Source organism: Acinetobacter sp. ABJ_C1_1 (assembly GCF_044684115.1).
Taxonomy (GTDB): Bacteria; Pseudomonadota; Gammaproteobacteria; order Pseudomonadales; family Moraxellaceae; genus Acinetobacter; species Acinetobacter nosocomialis_A.
Genome location: NZ_JBITPU010000001.1, coordinates 526220 through 543362 on the forward strand (window position 1 = coordinate 526220; position 17143 = coordinate 543362).

Annotated in this window: 10 protein-coding genes and 1 pseudogene; 5 read left to right on the forward strand and 6 right to left on the reverse strand. The window is 39.2% G+C overall.

The window, feature by feature from the left end; translation table 11 throughout:
* Nucleotides 1–22: 22 nt before the first annotated feature.
* The 4 genes from ACG59Z_RS02595 to glnA form a co-directional block, all read right to left on the reverse strand.
* Nucleotides 23–1330, reverse strand: a complete 1308-nt coding sequence (locus ACG59Z_RS02595; protein ID WP_400197845.1) for a lipase family protein — start codon at nucleotides 1328–1330, stop codon at nucleotides 23–25.
* A gap of 115 nt (nucleotides 1331–1445) precedes the next feature.
* Nucleotides 1446–2324: a 4-hydroxybenzoate octaprenyltransferase gene (gene ubiA / locus ACG59Z_RS02600; protein WP_400197847.1), complete on the reverse strand. Its 879-nt coding sequence runs from the start codon at nucleotides 2322–2324 to the stop codon at nucleotides 1446–1448.
* Nucleotides 2321–2830 carry a chorismate lyase gene (locus ACG59Z_RS02605; protein ID WP_198072309.1) on the reverse strand — a complete coding sequence of 170 codons (510 nt, stop codon included), beginning with the start codon at nucleotides 2828–2830 and terminating at the stop codon, nucleotides 2321–2323. The genes ubiA and ACG59Z_RS02605 overlap by 4 nt, the downstream gene beginning before the upstream one ends.
* A 125-nt stretch (nucleotides 2831–2955) precedes the next feature.
* On the reverse strand, nucleotides 2956–4371 hold the full coding sequence (gene glnA, locus ACG59Z_RS02610) for a type I glutamate--ammonia ligase (protein WP_171057781.1): 1416 nt from the start codon (nucleotides 4369–4371) through the stop codon (nucleotides 2956–2958).
* 702 nt (nucleotides 4372–5073) lie between these two features.
* Here glnA and ACG59Z_RS02615 point away from each other — a divergent pair.
* The 3 genes and pseudogenes from ACG59Z_RS02615 (at nucleotide 5074) to ACG59Z_RS02625 (ending at nucleotide 9312) form a co-directional block, all read left to right on the forward strand.
* Nucleotides 5074–6635, forward strand: a pseudogene (locus ACG59Z_RS02615) (peptide MFS transporter).
* The gene (locus ACG59Z_RS02620) at nucleotides 6632–8434 is read left to right on the forward strand and encodes an aminopeptidase P family protein (RefSeq protein WP_400197849.1); all 1803 of its coding nucleotides are present in this window, start codon (nucleotides 6632–6634) and stop codon (nucleotides 8432–8434) included. Before ACG59Z_RS02615 ends, ACG59Z_RS02620 begins: the two are co-directional and overlap by 4 nt.
* Before the next feature lie 293 nt (nucleotides 8435–8727).
* Nucleotides 8728–9312, forward strand: coding sequence for an aminodeoxychorismate/anthranilate synthase component II (locus tag ACG59Z_RS02625; RefSeq protein ID WP_005307201.1), 585 nt, complete (start codon nucleotides 8728–8730; stop codon nucleotides 9310–9312).
* A 95-nt stretch (nucleotides 9313–9407) separates the two neighbouring features.
* On the opposite strand, the gene ACG59Z_RS02630 is transcribed toward ACG59Z_RS02625, so the two are convergent.
* A complete protein-coding gene (locus ACG59Z_RS02630; RefSeq protein ID WP_400198018.1) occupies nucleotides 9408–12119 on the reverse strand; it encodes a M1 family metallopeptidase in 2712 nt (903 codons plus the stop codon).
* A 67-nt stretch (nucleotides 12120–12186) separates the two neighbouring features.
* A complete protein-coding gene (locus ACG59Z_RS02635) occupies nucleotides 12187–14919 on the reverse strand; it encodes a TonB-dependent receptor plug domain-containing protein (protein WP_400197851.1) in 2733 nt (910 codons plus the stop codon).
* 357 nt (nucleotides 14920–15276) lie between these two features.
* On the opposite strand from ACG59Z_RS02635, the gene trpD reads away from it, so the two are divergent.
* Nucleotides 15277–16326 carry an anthranilate phosphoribosyltransferase gene (trpD, locus tag ACG59Z_RS02640; protein WP_009498528.1) on the forward strand — a complete coding sequence of 350 codons (1050 nt, stop codon included), beginning with the start codon at nucleotides 15277–15279 and terminating at the stop codon, nucleotides 16324–16326.
* A gap of 9 nt (nucleotides 16327–16335) precedes the next feature.
* Entirely contained in the window at nucleotides 16336–17142 is an 807-nt protein-coding gene (gene trpC, locus ACG59Z_RS02645; protein WP_400197853.1) for an indole-3-glycerol phosphate synthase TrpC, read from the forward strand.
* Nucleotide 17143 lies beyond the last annotated feature (1 nt).

Consider the following 17143-nt stretch of genomic DNA (forward strand, 5'->3'; position numbering starts at 1 on the left):
ATTGAATATTTTTAATACAAAATTATTGTGCTACCCCAGTGCATTCAACATTTTTACTTGCATCTATTACCGATGGATCGAGCACGATGTTGGTTTTAGCTGGCATCTTAGATTGTACAAATTGATAAATTTCAGCATTTCTACATACAATCGCTTGAGTATGGGCAGCCCCTAGAACAGGCACAAACGTCACGTCAGTTCCCATGTTCTTAAGACTCTTTTGCAGAGCATCCGTGACTGGATATGGTACAGCCATATCAGCAGTACCCTGAACAATCATGACTGGTGAATTAATTTTTTTAGTAGCAGGTTGGTTATCTACCAAGAATTTTTTCACAGTTGGGTTTTCTTGGAAATTACCCGCTAAACCTGGATAATCTGTAACTATTTTACCAGCATTAGTCGCAAGATAATCACGAATATCAGCTGCAAATTTATTATGTAAATCGGTTAAGCACATACCATTTTCGCCTGTGGTGCCCTCTGCGAACTCAGCTATACTTTGTGAACGTTGTTGGAAAATTTCACGATAATTAAATTTTGGCTCATAAGCGGTAATACCTACCGTAGTATATGCAGCATATGCAAGTAGCTCAGCATAAACTTCTACAGCCGTACCAATAGGTGCTGTACCAGCTTGCTCTTTTTTAAGAATATCTTGGATTGCTTGTGGTGCAACTGTAGAAATAATATAGCCAAGGCTAGAAGCTGGTGCCGTTGCAACTGCACCTTTATAGTTGGTGTCGTTATTTGCAAATTCCGCAGTACCTAGTGAAGCATGCCCACCTTGAGACTGTCCAATCGACATCCATGCCCCGTTTAGCTGATTACCATAATGATCTTTTGCAGCCTTAACCGCTGCAATTGCAGATTTAGCTTCACTTCCCAAATTAAGGTATGGATGCATTCCTCGCGTACCTAAACCTTCATAGTCTGGGGCAATCACAACATAGCCAGCTGCCAATAAAGTATCTGCTAAAATTTTGAAACGTGGATTAATTGTATTATTGCTTGGTGCACAACCATCCCCTACACCTACTGTTCCATGTTCCCAGACCACGACCCGATAACCGTCTTTAGGCTGAGCAATTTTAGGGAACATGACAAGTGCCGTTGCTTGAGCTGTTTTCCCTTGTACATTCTCCATGTTATAGGTCATCACTTTGATAGATGCAGCGCCACTTAAACTGTCCTGAGAATAGTTTTTTTCTGAAATATAAGTTTTATCAGGGTTTACACCAATATAGTCATCTTCATTGTCATCACAGGCTGCAAGAAAAAAAGTTGAAGCTGTTAATGTTATAGCTAAAGCAATATTTGACCGTTTCATACAATATCCTTTTTATGTTATGTGTTATTTATTCCGCATATTTCTTATGCACAAATATTAAGACATAAAAAAAGTGCTCTGCATAGAACACTTTTCAACCTCACGGTCATTTTTACTATATGAAATTTAAAAATATTCCTAGAAAAATGATTAATCCAACCCAGCGATTGTGACGAAATGCCCAGAAACAAACCTGAGGGTTGCGGTCTTTGGTTTTAATTGTTTGATATATAAAATCGAATGCCACAACAATTAAAGCAATGATTGCCCATGGAAATAAAATATTTTCTAAATATAACGCCGTTCCTATCAAAACAAGACTGGTTGCTTGTAAAAGGGCAATAATTTGGATGTCATACCGACCAAAAAGAATAGCTGTAGATTTGACGCCAATCTTTAAATCATATTCACGATCGGTAATTGCATATTGAGTGTCATAAGCCACTGTCCAAGCCAAATTACCAAAATAGAGCAACCAACAAGTCAAATCTGGAGTTTTACCTACAGCGGTAAAAGCCATAGGAATAGACCATGAAAATGCTGCACCTAAAAAAACTTGCGGTAAGTGGGTATAGCGTTTCATAAATGGATAAATAAACGCTAAAAATAATGCACCAAATGACCAATAAAAAGTTTCTATAGGTAAAAAGAACAAAAGACATGCGCTTGCTAAAACAAGGCCCAAGAATACGTATACGGCTTCCCTTGCGCGAATAACTCCCGTTGCTAAAGGACGAGTTTTTGTACGCTCTACATGACCATCTACTTTACGATCAGCAAAGTCATTAATCGCACAACCAGCAGCGCGCATAAAAATGACGCCTAAAATCATGACGAATAAAATACCTAAATTCGGTATTCCTTTTGATGCAACCCAAAGTGCCCACATGGTTGGCCAGAACACCAGTTCAGTGCCGATTGGCTTATCAAATCGACATAGATAATAATAAGCTTCTAAACGCTGACGCCATGTTGTGCCTGTTGCAGTCGTCATAGTAATTCCTTGTCGTGCTGCTGATATAAAAAAGCTTCAAAAGCCGGTAAGAATGTTTCTTGAACAATAAATTTACATCCATGCCAAGTATAGCAACTTTGTCGCGTCCAGCCTTCTGGTAAGCGAATAACACGGCGGTCACACAGAGGTGTTGTTCTTTGAAATAAAAAACGGCCTATCGGTTTAGAACCAATATGCTGAAATATACGGGCTTTTTTTTGTAAACTTTGAATTGGAAAAATACTTTTTGCTTTTACCCATGGCTCAACTTCACAGCCATATAAATAAGTTTCCCTCACCCATGAAGTGTGGGTATGAGGCATACTCATCCATTGACTGTCTGCAAAAGTTAAACGTTGAAAGTGTTCTTTAAAAGGCTTTACGCTGAACTGTCCACCGCCAAGTTCAGTCAATTGTTGGGTCAGAGAACCAGACGCATACAACCATGTTTTCAATGCAGGATTTAAAACTTGTTCCTGTTTAAGTACTGGTTGTCGTTTACGCATAATCTGCTCACATGAAAACTCGCACCTAGTTTACCCCAATTTTTTGATAAAAAACGTAAAGAATTCAATCAACATTCCAAGCAATAAAAAAGCCTGCATAAGCAGGCTTTTTTAAGAAATACGTATTACAAGCTGTAGTACATATCGAATTCAACTGGGTGAGTAGTCGTGTTAAGACGACGTACATCTTCAGTTTTAAGTTCGATGTATGCATCAAGCATTTCTTTAGTGAACACGCCACCTTTTAACAAGAATTCGTGATCTGCTTGAAGTGCTTCAAGAGCCATATCTAAGCTATGAGCAACTGTTGGGATTTTTGCTTCTTCTTCTGGAGGAAGGTCATACAAGTTCTTGTCAGCAGCTTCGCCCGGATGGATCTTGTTTTGGATACCGTCGATACCAGCCATTAACAATGCAGCGAAACCTAAGTATGGGTTCATCATTGGGTCTGGGAAACGAGCTTCGATACGCTTACCTTTAGGGCTAGAAACGTATGGAATACGGATAGACGCAGAACGGTTACGCGCTGAGTAAGCAAGCATAATTGGTGCTTCGAAGTGAGGAACCAAACGCTTGTATGAGTTTGTAGATGGGTTTGTGATTGCATTCAATGCACGAGCGTGCTTGATGATACCACCGATGAAGTACAACGCCATTTCTGAAAGGCCAGCATATTCATCACCAGCAAACAAGTTCTTGCCATCTTTAGAGATAGACATGTGAACGTGCATACCAGAACCGTTATCACCTACCATTGGTTTAGGCATAAACGTAGCTGTTTTTGCATATTGATGTGCAACGTTCCAAACAGCATATTTGAACTGTTGAACTTCGTCAGCTTTACGAACAAGAGTGTTGAAGCTCACACCAATTTCTAACTGGCAAGAAGCAACTTCGTGGTGATGTACTTCTACACGACCTGGGCCCATGATGTCTTCGATTTTTGCACACATTTCTGCACGCATATCTTGTGAAGAATCCACTGGAGGAACTGGGAAGTAACCACCTTTAACACGTGGACGGTGACCAGAGTTACCAGACTCATAGCTGTTACCAGTAGACCAAGCAGCTTCTTCAGCGATTAATGTATGACGAGCGCCAGACATATCGATGTCCCATTTCACTTCGTCAAATACAAAGAATTCTGGTTCTGGACCGAAGAATGCAGTATCACCGATACCTGTAGATTTTAAGTATTCTTCTGCACGGCGAGCAATCGAACGTGGGTCACGCTCATAACCTTGACCAGTTGAAGGTTCAATAACGTCACAAGTCACAACTACAGTTGGTTCAGCAAAGAACGGGTCGATGAAACCAGTTTCCGCATCTGGACGTAAGATCATGTCAGATGCTTCAATACCTTTCCAACCAGCGATTGAAGAACCATCAAACATTTTACCGTCTTCAAAAGTATCTTCATCAATAGAATCAGCTGGGTAAGTTACGTGCTGTTCTTTACCCTTAGTATCAGTAAAGCGAAAATCGACCCATTTTGCGCCACTTTCTTGTATGAGTTGAAGGACCTTGTTCGCCATGCTCATTTTGCTCCAATGAAATTTTGTTGCACTTGTTAAGTGCGTGTTAGTTGCTGGTATTTATTAAGCAATTCTCATACCAACTTTATAAGACTTACCTAAAACATTGAATTACTTATAAGTATTCATGATTTAGGCCCCTTGTCTTGAACCCATTATACTGTTTGCTTGTGCAAATGCACCATATTCACACATTTTCAAATTATGGCATATTTAAACAGCTCATTATTGCCCTAATTTAGTGCAAAATTGTTGCACTGATATAATTCGCTGCATCAATTTCTAACAGTCGTTCCTGATCATAATACTTTCTTATATATAATGTTGAGATTGTTATGAGATTACACAAAAATATTTACATCTCTTAAAGCTACAGATTTCGCCCTTTTTTACGCTTCTTAAAAGACTCAAGTTTCTTGACTAAGCAAGTTTGAAAGTTCTTTATTGCTTATCCACAATCTACCAAATAGTTTTCATTTTTATGAATTCTTATAAATCATTTCGCTTTTAACAGGACTTAGATTTATCAAATGAACGCACCTTACTGTTATTTATCTAATAACAAACTCCACTATTCATATTCTTTTTCATTCACTGTTTTTATACAAGGTAAATTTGCTTTTATTGTTAAAAATAACTAAAAAAATAAAAACATAAATTTTGGTTATAAATAAGCAAACTAAAAGTTATGTTTATAAAAAACATAAAATCATTCAAGGATTTGAATAATGAAACATGAACTTGAACAGACCGATAAAGCATTTTTCGGTCATCCAAAACCACTAAAAACTTTATTTTTTACAGAACTTTGGGAAAGATTTTCTTATTATGGAATTCGACCCTTACTCGTTCTTTATATGGTTGCTATGGTGAATGACGGTGGGCTAGCACTTGATCGGCCAACTGCCGCCGCAATTGTTGGATTATTTGCAGGCTCCATGTATTTAATGACCGTCTTTGGTGGATGGATTGCAGATAACTGGTTAGGTCAGGCACGTGCTGTTTGGTACGGTTCAATTATTATTGCTTTAGGACACTTATCAATTGCCCTCACCACCATTTTTGATCAATTCTTTTTTTATTTCGGTCTAGTTCTGATTGTTCTTGGCTCAGGTTTATTTAAAACTTGTATTTCAGTCATTGTAGGAACTTTATACAAAGCTCAAGATAGTAGACGAGATGCTGGATTCTCCATTTTTTATATGGGAATTAATACGGGCTCCTTTATTGCCCCGCTCATTACAGGTCTATTAGCTCGCGATTATGGCTGGCACTTAGGCTTTGGTATTGGCGGCATTGGGATGCTCATTGCTTTATTAATTTTCCGCTTTTTGGCTGTCCCGCAGCTCCAAACTTTTAATGAATTGCGACAAGAAGCCAACAGCTGTAGCAAACCTGTCGTAGAAAATAAAAATGCGCCTAAAATTGTATTTAGCTTTTTATTCGCTGTTGCAGTGGTTATTGGATTAACTTTCTTTGGGATTATTCACATCAACCCAGTCGTTGTTGCAACCTACTTAACTGTAGGAATTAGCATTGGGATTATTGCTTATTTTGCCTACTTACTACTTTTCCTGAATTTAGAGCAACATGAAAAATTTAAAATCGTTATTTGCTTCGTTTTATTAGCAGCATCTGCTCTATTCTGGTCAGCTTTCGAACAAAAGCCCACAACTTTTACTTTATTTGCACAAGATTATACGGACCGTATTGTTTTCGGATTTGAGATCCCAACGGTATGGTTTGAATCAATCAATGCTCTTTTTATTATTATCTTTGCTCCAGTAGCAGCTTGGCTATGGGCTAAACTTGGTAAAGCAAATAAAGATCCAAGCTATATCAGCAAATTTATTATTGCGTTGTTATTCGCAGCAGGCGGCTTTTTGCTTATGACTTTAGCCAGTCATTTTGCTATTCATGGCGGAGTAGTTTCACCATTTTGGTTAGTCGGTACTTTATTTCTCCTTACCATAGGTGAACTTTGCTTAAGCCCGATTGGCTTATCAACCATGACCAAACTTGCACCTGATGTCATACGCAGTCAAATTATGGGTTTATGGTTCACTGGTTCAGCTTTAGGCAACCTCATGGCAGGTTTAATTGGCGGACATGTATCGGCAGATGGTATTAATCATTTACCTAGCCTATTTATGCGCTGTGTATTGGCCTTGGTTATTGGCGCAATCGTGTTATTTTTATTAAAGAAACCAATGAATAAATTAATGGGCAAAAGCACCAACAAAGTTCAACCTGATTTGGAAACCATATGAACGACTTAACTGTTCCAGAAAAACTAGCAAAACTTCGTGAACTCATGACCAATCAACACGTTGATGCTTTGGTTGTCATGAGTGCAGACCCCCATATGTCTGAATATTTACCTGACTACTGGAAAGCAAGGCAATGGTTAAGCGGTTTTAGTGGCTCTGTTGGCACCTTAGTCGTGACCCAAAACTTTGCAGGACTCTGGGCTGATGGACGCTATTGGGTACAAGCCGAACAACAACTCGCTGGAACTGGCTTTCAATTACAAAAACTGACCAGTGATGAATCTTCTACACATCTCGCATGGATTGAGAAAAATTTATCAACTGGTTCTGTCATTTCAGTAAACGGGCAAACGCTTTCAATCCAGCAATTTAAAGCATTGGAAAATACGGCAAAACAACACGACTTTAAACTTGAAATACAGCAAGATTTAATTGGTTCAATCTGGTCTAATCGTCCAGAACTTCCTTTAGAGCAGATTCATTTAATGCCTGAAGGGTTAAATGCCTTATCTCGTAAAGAGAAAATACAAGCAATTCGCGAAACGTTAAAAACTAAGGTGATTGAAGGACATTTCATTTCATCTTTAGATGATATTGCATGGGTCTTAAATGCACGGGGGGAAGATGTAGAATACAATCCTGTATTCCTTTCCCATTTGTATATCAGTACTCAACAGGTTGTTTTATTTGTTGATAGCCACAAAGTTGATTCAACCATTCAACAGGCTTTCAAAGCTGATGGTATTGAGATTCGTAACTACCAAGATTCCGCTCAGTTTTTAGCGAATATTTCTGATGCTTCTGTGCTGTTAGATCCCGCCAAAGTCTCGATTTTTCATGAACAAGCCATCGCAAAAGATATTCGGGTTGTCTACGATATCAACCCAAGTACACTTTTTAAATCGCGTAAACATGAAACTGAAATAGCTCATATCAGCCATGCCATGCTTAAAGATGGTGTTGCACTTTGTCACTTTTTTCACTGGTTGGAAAAAACACTTCATCACGGTGAAAGCATTTCAGAGTTGACTATTGATGAGAAAATTACAGCTTTCCGCGCTCAGCAAGATGGGTTCATAGGCCCAAGTTTTTCAACGATTGCTGGCTTTAATGCGAATGGTGCTCTACCCCATTACCGTGCAACTGAAGAGCACTACTCGTTCATTGAAGGTGATGGTCTATTACTGATTGACTCTGGTGGACAATACGTAGACGGCACTACCGACATTACTCGTGTTGTACCTGTCGGTACACCAACAGAGCAACAAAAACGTGACTATACTCTGGTGTTAAAATGTCATATTGCTTTGGCAAAAACGATTTATCCAGAAGGTTTAGCTGCTCCTCTACTCGATTCAATTTGTCGCCATACTTTATGGCAACATGGTTTAGATTACCGCCACGGAACAGGTCACGGCGTAGGCTTTTCGCTTAATGTTCATGAAGGGCCACAAGTGCTTTCTTATTACGCACCTATACATGCCTATAGCAAATTGCGTGAAGGAATGATTATTTCTAACGAACCGGGCTTATACCATGAGGGACAATACGGTATTCGTATTGAAAACCTCGTTGCAAACCGTCTCCACTCTGGATTTGAAAAAACTTACGGTGAATTTTTAGAGTTTGAAACGCTGACCCTTTGTCCAATTCATTTAGATTGTATTGTTGTCGATATGCTTAATAATGAAGAGAAAGACTGGTTAAATGGTTACCATCAAACTGTCCAAGAAAGACTGGCTGAACACTTATCTGGCGATGTTTTAGATTGGCTGATTTATAACACACGTAAAATTTAATCTTCGTGTGACCAAGGCAGAATAGTTTTTTATTTATAATAGAAGCTTATTCTGCCTTATTTGTACTTATCTATAATTTCAAAAAGCCTCACTTCTTAAACCATTTTTTCTGCAAATTTCTAACGAATGAAATAGTTAAACTGGTTACTTCTTTTTTTGCTATATTAGCCCATTAGAAAGCGGCTTCTTATTTTTTAAACCTAAAAAGTCTTTTCTAAACAGTGAGTATGAATGTGAGTAATATTCTAACCACTCATTAAATATATTTTAATTATCATGAGGTTAAGTTCATCATGCTTCTAATGATCGACAATTACGACTCTTTTACCTACAACATCGTCCAGTATTTTGGCGAGTTGGATCAGGAAGTAAAAGTTGTTCGCAATGATCAAGTCACATTAGAGGATATTGAACGATGGCAACCAAAATATCTCGTGATTGGTCCTGGCCCTTGCTCTCCAAGCGAAGCAGGCATTTCAATTCCTGCAATTAACCACTTTGCCGGAAAAATTCCTTTGCTTGGCGTGTGTTTAGGGCATCAAAGTATTGGGCAAGCTTTTGGCGGAAAAATTGTAAGAGCCAAAACGGTGATGCACGGACGTTTATCTGATATGTACCACAGCAATAAAGGTATTTTCAGTAATCTTCCTAGCCCATTCTCGGCAACTCGTTATCATTCTTTGGTGATCGATCAACAAACACTGCCTGATTGCCTTGAAGTAACTTGCTGGACCAATGAAGCAGATGGCTCAATGGAAGAAATTATGGGTGTTAAACATAAGACATTGCCTGTTGAAGGCGTGCAGTTCCATCCTGAATCAATCTTAAGTCAACATGGCCATCAAATCTTTAAAAACTTTTTAGATATCTATGCATAAGGCAGCCGTAAATAGATTATTTTAAAAGTAATTTGATAAGAACCTGAATAAAAAAGCCAACTACGATCAGTTGGCTTTTTTTATGGCTGAATCAATTACAACTGTAACTGCTGCACAATCGATCCATCTTGTTTTGCCACCAAAGATTCGCAGAGTTGAATACGCTCTTTGGTTTGTTTCAATCCTCTTTCCACCCCGACCAATTCTTTAGTTCGTGGTGCAAAAAAGTCATTTAACTGGACTGCCTGTTGTTGGGTACATGCGGCCCCACTAAACATTGCAGGGAAACGCCCAGCCGAAGATTTACCTAAACGATCAAACACGGCGTCATGATTTACTTTAAACCAAGACCATAAGCCACCTTGTTCATCTCCATAATTATTGATTGAGTTGACGACGGTACGAACTTCACCAACTTTAACACGCGGGTTTAAAATCAACTGTCGTGCTTGTTGGCGTGTTGCTTCTTGATTTGCTGAACCTAGAGCCGTAAGAATCGCAAGACGTTGTGTTGGTTGAGTCACGCGTTGTAACTCTCCAGATAAACGATCAAAAGCAGGTTGGCCTTTTTCTTGTACACGTACAGCTAAAATGGTTGGCAATAATTCAGGGGTTACTTGCGCAAAGTTAAGCTGCTTTTGAGCAAATAGAGCATCTGACTGTTTTAACAGTTGTGTACGGACTTCTGGAACTTGAATATCTAAAGCAAGAAACTTAACTAACTCGCTACGCCATAAACTGTCTTCGGCTGATTCATCTTTTTTGTTTACATAACCTAACTGATTTAATTTAGGTAAATATAAATTGGCCAAGACTTTCCTAAAATGTTCACGTTCAGCGTCTGTTTTTAATACATGACGATGAATGGTACTTAACTGGGAAAACAGCGCTGTACTAATTTGTCGGCTATTCGAATTGGCAAATTTCTTCGCAGCATCTACGACAGCCAATAAATTAATATCACCATGGTTAAATGCCGCTGAAATCGCGTAGGCGTAGGCTAACTGTTCAGTGTTAGAAAGCTTTTCTGTAGCGGCAGTCAGACGAGCAAATTCTTTTTGAGGTAAACTAAATTGGTAGTATCCCGCCGCATTTGCATTTGGAATATACCAACTGCCAAGGCTGGCACCTTTGAGTTCAATCTTGGCTTCTGCTTGATCTACCAGTTCACACTGAACTTTACTGCCTGCATTTGGAACTTCATAACGTACACATAATGGTACACCCCACAGACTTCTTGCATCACCTTTTGAGCCCACAGGTAAATAACGGCTTTGCTTCACATTTAAAAAGACTTTATTTCCTTCTTGCTGTAGTGAAGTATTAATTAAAGGCACACCTGGTTGATCAAGGAAACTTTTCATCGCTTTGGCAAAGCGCTCACCTTGCTCAGACTGCTCTGCTAAAGCGCTAATTAAATCATTGGCTGTCGCATTACCATATTGGTGCTTATTAATATAATTGCGTACGCCTTGTTTGAATTTTTCTTCACCTAAGTAGCTTTCAAACATATTTAAAACAGCCGCACCTTTTTGATAAGTGATGCCATCAAAAGCCGTTTGAATATCGGCATTGCTTAAAATAGGCTGACGAATACGACGCACACTTACCAAGCTGTCACTTTTCATTGCATCTGCGGTATCCGCAATACGTTCTAGGTCAGCATTAAATTCGGGATGTAATTTTTGAGTAATTTTACTTTGCATCCATGTGGCAAAAGATTCATTGAGCCACAAATCATCCCACCACGGCATCGTGACCACATCACCAAACCATTGATGTGCCAACTCATGTGCATTGACATTAAATGAATTCTGTACAAAAGAGACTGGTGAGTCCTTATCCAACAACATTAGATAGTCTCTAAAAGTAATTAGCCCTGGGTTTTCCATAGCCCCAGCAGCAAAGTCTGGTGCTGCAAGTAAGTCGAGCTTGTCAAATGGATAACCAAAGGCAAAATAATCTTCTAAAGTTTTTAAAATGGCTGGCGTTTCAGATAAGGCATGCTGCATTTTTTCAGCTTTAGCATCAGGTGCAATACCACGTAACTGAATCGGCTGCTTACGCCATAAAGTTGTTCCAATATCTGGCCCTTTTTGTAATTGCCACGGTCCAACAGCCAGTGCAAGTAAATACGTTGGTAGTGGTTTGGTTTGTGCAAAACTGAGGGTTTTCCAACCCGACTTCTCTGCTTGCTCCGACGTTTGTTGGGTATTGGCAAAACCTGAATATTTGCTTGGAATCGTCAAACGAATATTAAACGGTGTTTTAAAACGTGGCTCATCAAATGACGGGAATGACTGGCGTGCACTAATTGCTTCCATTTGAGTCATCACATAAGGTTTACCCTCAAACTCGATTTTATAAATACCGTCAAGTTGCTGGTCATACGCCGCATTAAAATCTAAAACGAGTTGATACTGACCTGCTGGCAAAGTCTTGGCAAATTTAATGTTACTCACCCCATCTACCTCAGAGGCTTGCTCATATTTTGCTTTGGTTTTGACGCCCTCTGCCGATATGATATTCACATCTTTCACCGTCAAAGATTTGCCATGAATCCAGATGTGATCTGTGGCTTGAGCCAGTTTTAAATGAATAGTAGTTTTACCGGTATAGCCTTTTTGTGCGGGATCAATCTTAAAATCTAAATCATAAGATTCGGGTACGACCCACTCGGGTAATTTACCAATCGGGATTTGTTCACTGTTATTAGATGCAAAAATTTGAGTTGCCGATAAAGATAATAATGTTGTAAGTAGCAATCTTTTTTTAAATGAAGGCTTGACCAGCATAAGGGGTTTTATCCTCTATAGTTTTAAATAAAAAGATGCAGCAAATGCTGTACCACTTCGCTGCATCCATACATCATTCTTAGAATTTATAGTTAAACTCCAACCAACCTTGACGGCCGAATGGTGAATATGATCCTACCGGATAATACGGCCAACCACCCGTATCATCTCGTTTCACTTTGTCAAACAAGTTATTGATAATGATTGAAGCAGAAGCTTTTGGAGAGATTTGATAAGTACCACTCCAATTCACCAAATACGTTGGACTTAAGTAAGCAGTCTGGTCGCCGTTTGGAATTTTGCCATAACGATTAACTAATACTGTTGATGCCCAATCACCAAAGCTCCAGCTGAGACTGGTATTAAAACGGTCACGCCAATCCTGAATAGTTAAATCTTTTAAATAGTCATCTTTCTCGTGATCTTTTGATTGTTGATATTCATGTTCTAGTACACGACTATAATTTACCGTCCAGAGAAAGTTACCAAAGCTGACTGTTTTCCAGCGCCATCTGCTAGTGAAATCAATCCCGCGGGTATGGTCTGATGCAGCATTAATCGGAACGATATTAATATTCTTAATTACATTTGGGTCGACAACTGCATTTGCAGGGTTACGCTCCACACGTGCTAATGCATCAATACAGGCTGCAGAGTTAATATCTTGGTTGCCTAAACGACAATCTGCTTCTAAACGTAGAATTTTGTCATCACTCAAATTTCTCACAAGATTATCAATTTTGATATCCCAGTAATCGACGCTGATATCAAATTTATTGGTTGGTGACCAAACAAAACCTGCACCATAAGATTTACCCTCTTCAGGTTTCAGCTCTTTGTTTCCGGTTAAAGTGTAGTTCGCCCCAGGTGCGTAGTCTTTAAAGCTACATTTATCTAAAGGTTGTCCCGTTTGACTACAACGTAAATAATCGGTGGTCTTTTCGAAATAACCTTTTTGTTTATTTAAAAACAGATAGTTCATATCTGGTGCACGAAAGCTGGTCGCATAATTACCACGCACTAATAAAGTCGGATGTGGTCTAAACTCGAGACCCGAACCGAAAGTTAGCTTATCAATGCTGTTATCTGACAAAGCATAACGGTCATAGCGTCCGGACAAGGTTAAATTTAACGGTTTTGCTAAGGGTAAGAATAATTCAGCACCGAGTGCTTGGCGCGTACGTGTACCTCCATATTCGCCACTAGAACTTAAATTATAATATTCACCATTTTCGATCGCCTCATCTGGCTTAATCGAGAAGCCTTGACGTCCGATTTCAGCCACAGCCGCAAGTTTGGCCATTCCTGCAGGTAACTTAAATACGTCACCATTCGCGCTTAAGGTTAAACTTTGCGCCCACGACTTATCTTTTTCTTTTGTTGTGCCCGAAATACTTTCAAATTCACTTGCTGTGAGTGGTCGACTTAAACGATCTAAATGAGGTGAATAAATAGGAATACCATCTGCATCTGTACCAAGTTGCTGACCTAAGAAGTACTCATCAACATTCGAACGTAATAAGCCTTGGCGGCGTAGCTGACTGGTATAGATGGAACCATTATAGGCTGCTTCATAACTCCAGCTCGTCTCTCCAATATCGCCTCGAATTCCAAAATTTAAGTTAGAAGAAAGTTCTTTCCATTTTTTATTTATTCGTTCTACTCCGCCTAATTCTTCAGGTGCAAAGCGGCGATTCCAAATTTCATAATTTCCCGAATCTTGATTTAGGAAATAACCACTTGATGCGCCAAGAGAAGTCCATATCGGACTACGGGTATTGTTTTCAATTTGATTTGCCCCAATTAAAAAATCGGCAAATAATTGAGTTTTATCATTTAACTCATAATCTAAACCGAGATAACCATTTTGACTGCGATTTTGAGTTTGAACAGTCCAATAAGTCGGTCGAGCCAAACCACTGGCACAATTGTCCGCCCCTGCTTGTCCAATATTATTGACTGATCCGTTAAATAAACCATTAAAGGCTTGACACCCACCAATTGAAAGATATTTACCAGTATCGGCATTTTTACGGCCGACAACAGTATCGGGTTTCTCCCCCAAACGAGTTCGGCTCGACATAAAATCTCGATCGGCTGCCCATATCGGTTCACGGCCACTAAGCTCGACCCCATAAACGAGACTAAGCTTGTCTAAAGTTTTACTGCCACTCAGTTGTAAACGTAAGTTTTCACCACCTTCTTTGGTTCCACCTGCCTTAATATTAAATTGTGTGCCGTCTGTTTTCTTTTTCAGAATAATGTTCACCACACCTGCAATTGCATCTGAACCATAAATTGCAGAAGCGCCACCGTTTAATATTTCAATACGGTCAATAATGGCAGTGGGAATATTGGCTAAGTTCACGAAATTGACAGAACCATCGTACGGTACAGGATAGTCTGCAACCCGATGTCCATTAATTAAAGTCAAAGTATGATTGGGTCCTAGACCTCGCAAACTAATGGCATTAGCCGCAGGTGTAAAAGTATTTCCATAATCGGCGCCTTGTACAAAACCCGTGTTCTGCGTCAGGTTATTGAGTGCATCAAATGCATTACTAAAACCTTGTTTTTCAATATCAGCAGCGGTTATCACTGTCACACTGGTCGGGCCATCTTTTTGTGCTTTTGAAATCCGAGATCCTGTCACAGCAACACGAACTACTTTATCTGGTTTAGCTTGGTTTTGTGGTTGCTCTACAGCTTCTTGCGCATAGCTTTCTAATGGATGAAACAGTGCAACAAATACAAAAATAAATGAGCGCTTATTTTTTAACGTCCCTAGATATTTCAAGTTATTTAAATACATATTTATTGATAGACAAAATAAAGATCGCCCTACTATATCCACTTTTATTTGGTTGATTTATACACATTTTTTCTAGATATATTTATGTTTAATATATACCAAATGGTTAATTATTTATCATAAAAACTCACAACAAACTAAAACCTTTTTCAATAAATAAATTTTGTTTATGAATAGATTCAAAACCTTCACTGAGCAAAATTTCTAAATCTCTTATCGAACAACAAAAATCTTTGGTTATTTTCTGCTAACATAGCCCCCCGTAGCTAGTGAATCATGGAACGCAATAGGCCGAACCTCCCACTCTTGATCAACTTCACCTAAAAATTTTAATCATTAATGCTGTAAATCATGACTATGAATATCCAACAGGCGCTCAACCACATTACCAAGAACATTCATTTGACTCAGCCTCAAATGGAAGAAATTATGCGCAGCATCATGCAAGGTGAGGCAACCGAAGCACAAATTGGTGCTTTAATGATGGGCCTACGCATGAAAGGTGAAAGCATTGACGAAATGACGGCAGCCGCACGTGTCATGCGTGAATTTGCGATTAAAATTGATGTGAGTGATATCAAACACTTGGTTGATATTGTTGGAACTGGCGGTGATGGACAAAATTTATTTAACGTCTCTACAGCGTCTAGCTTTGTGATTGCAGCAGCAGGTGCGACCATTGCAAAACATGGTAACCGCGGCGTTTCAAGTAAATCGGGTTCATCAGACCTACTTGAACAAGCGGGTATTCACCTTGATTTAGATATGCAACAAACTGAACGCTGCATCCGTGAAATGGGTGTGGGTTTTTTGTTTGCACCCAACCACCACAAAGCCATGAAATACGCTGCTGGCCCACGTCGTGAACTTGGTATTCGTAGTATTTTTAATTTACTCGGCCCACTGACCAACCCAGCTGGTGTAAAGCGCTTTGTCATTGGTGTGTTTTCAGATGAACTATGTCGCCCAATTGCTGAAGTGATGAAACAACTTGGTGCTGAACACGTGATGGTTGTTCACTCAAGAGATGGTCTTGATGAAATTAGTCTTGCAGCACCTACCACTGTTGCTGAACTCAAAGATGGCGAAGTTACTGAATGGACACTTAACCCTGAAGATGTCGGAATTGAGTCACAAACGTTAAATGGTTTAGTGGTTGCTGATGCATCGGCAAGTCTAAAACTCATTAAAGATGCTTTAAGCAAAAATAAATCCGATATTGGTGAAAAAGCTGCAAACATGATTGCGCTTAATGCAGGCGCAGGTATTTATGTAGCAGGCATTACCAAAACTTATGCTCAGGCTGTTACATTCGCGCAAGATATTATTTACGGCGGACAAGCATTAGAAAAAATGAGTGTTTTGGCTGAATTTACCAAAACATTAAAACAATCTCAGGCAGATTAAGGACTTCTCATGATTAATATTCAAAATACCATTTTAGGTAAAATTGTTGACCGTAAACATGAGGAACTTGCTGCACGTTTAAAACAACGTAATTTGCAAGACGTTGAAGAATTAGCAAAAGCTGCGACTCCAGTGCGTGGCTTTGCAAATGCTTTAAAACATAAACGTCCAGGTGTGATTGCTGAAATTAAAAAAGCATCTCCATCAAAAGGAGTTATTCGCGCAGACTTTAATCCTGCCGAAATTGCCCAGCAATATGAACAAGCTGGAGCAGCATGTTTATCGGTATTGACCGATGTTGATTTCTTTCAGGGTGCAGATGAAAATATTGCGATTGCTCGCAATCATTGTGCCCTACCTGCTTTACGTAAAGACTTTCTGATCGATCCATATAATGTAGTTGAAGCCCGTGCTTTGCATGCGGACTGCATTTTATTAATTGTTGCTTGTTTGTCTGACCAACAACTCGAAGAAATGTCAAAAACTGCGTTTGAACATCAACTTGATGTATTGGTTGAAGTTCACGACGAAGAAGAAATGGAACGTGCATTAAAGCTTTCTGAACAATGTTTATTAGGTGTGAATAACCGTAATTTAAAAACGTTTGATGTAGATTTAAATACATCTATCCGATTGAAAAAGTTACTTCCGGCCTCACGTTTATTAATTACTGAAAGCGGTATTGCGACACCAGATGATGTGCGTATGATGCAAGAACATGATATTCACAGCTTCTTGGTTGGCGAGAGTTTTATGAAACAACCACGTCCAGATCAAGCTTTTACTGCCCTTTTTGGACAACCTCAAACGGTTTAAT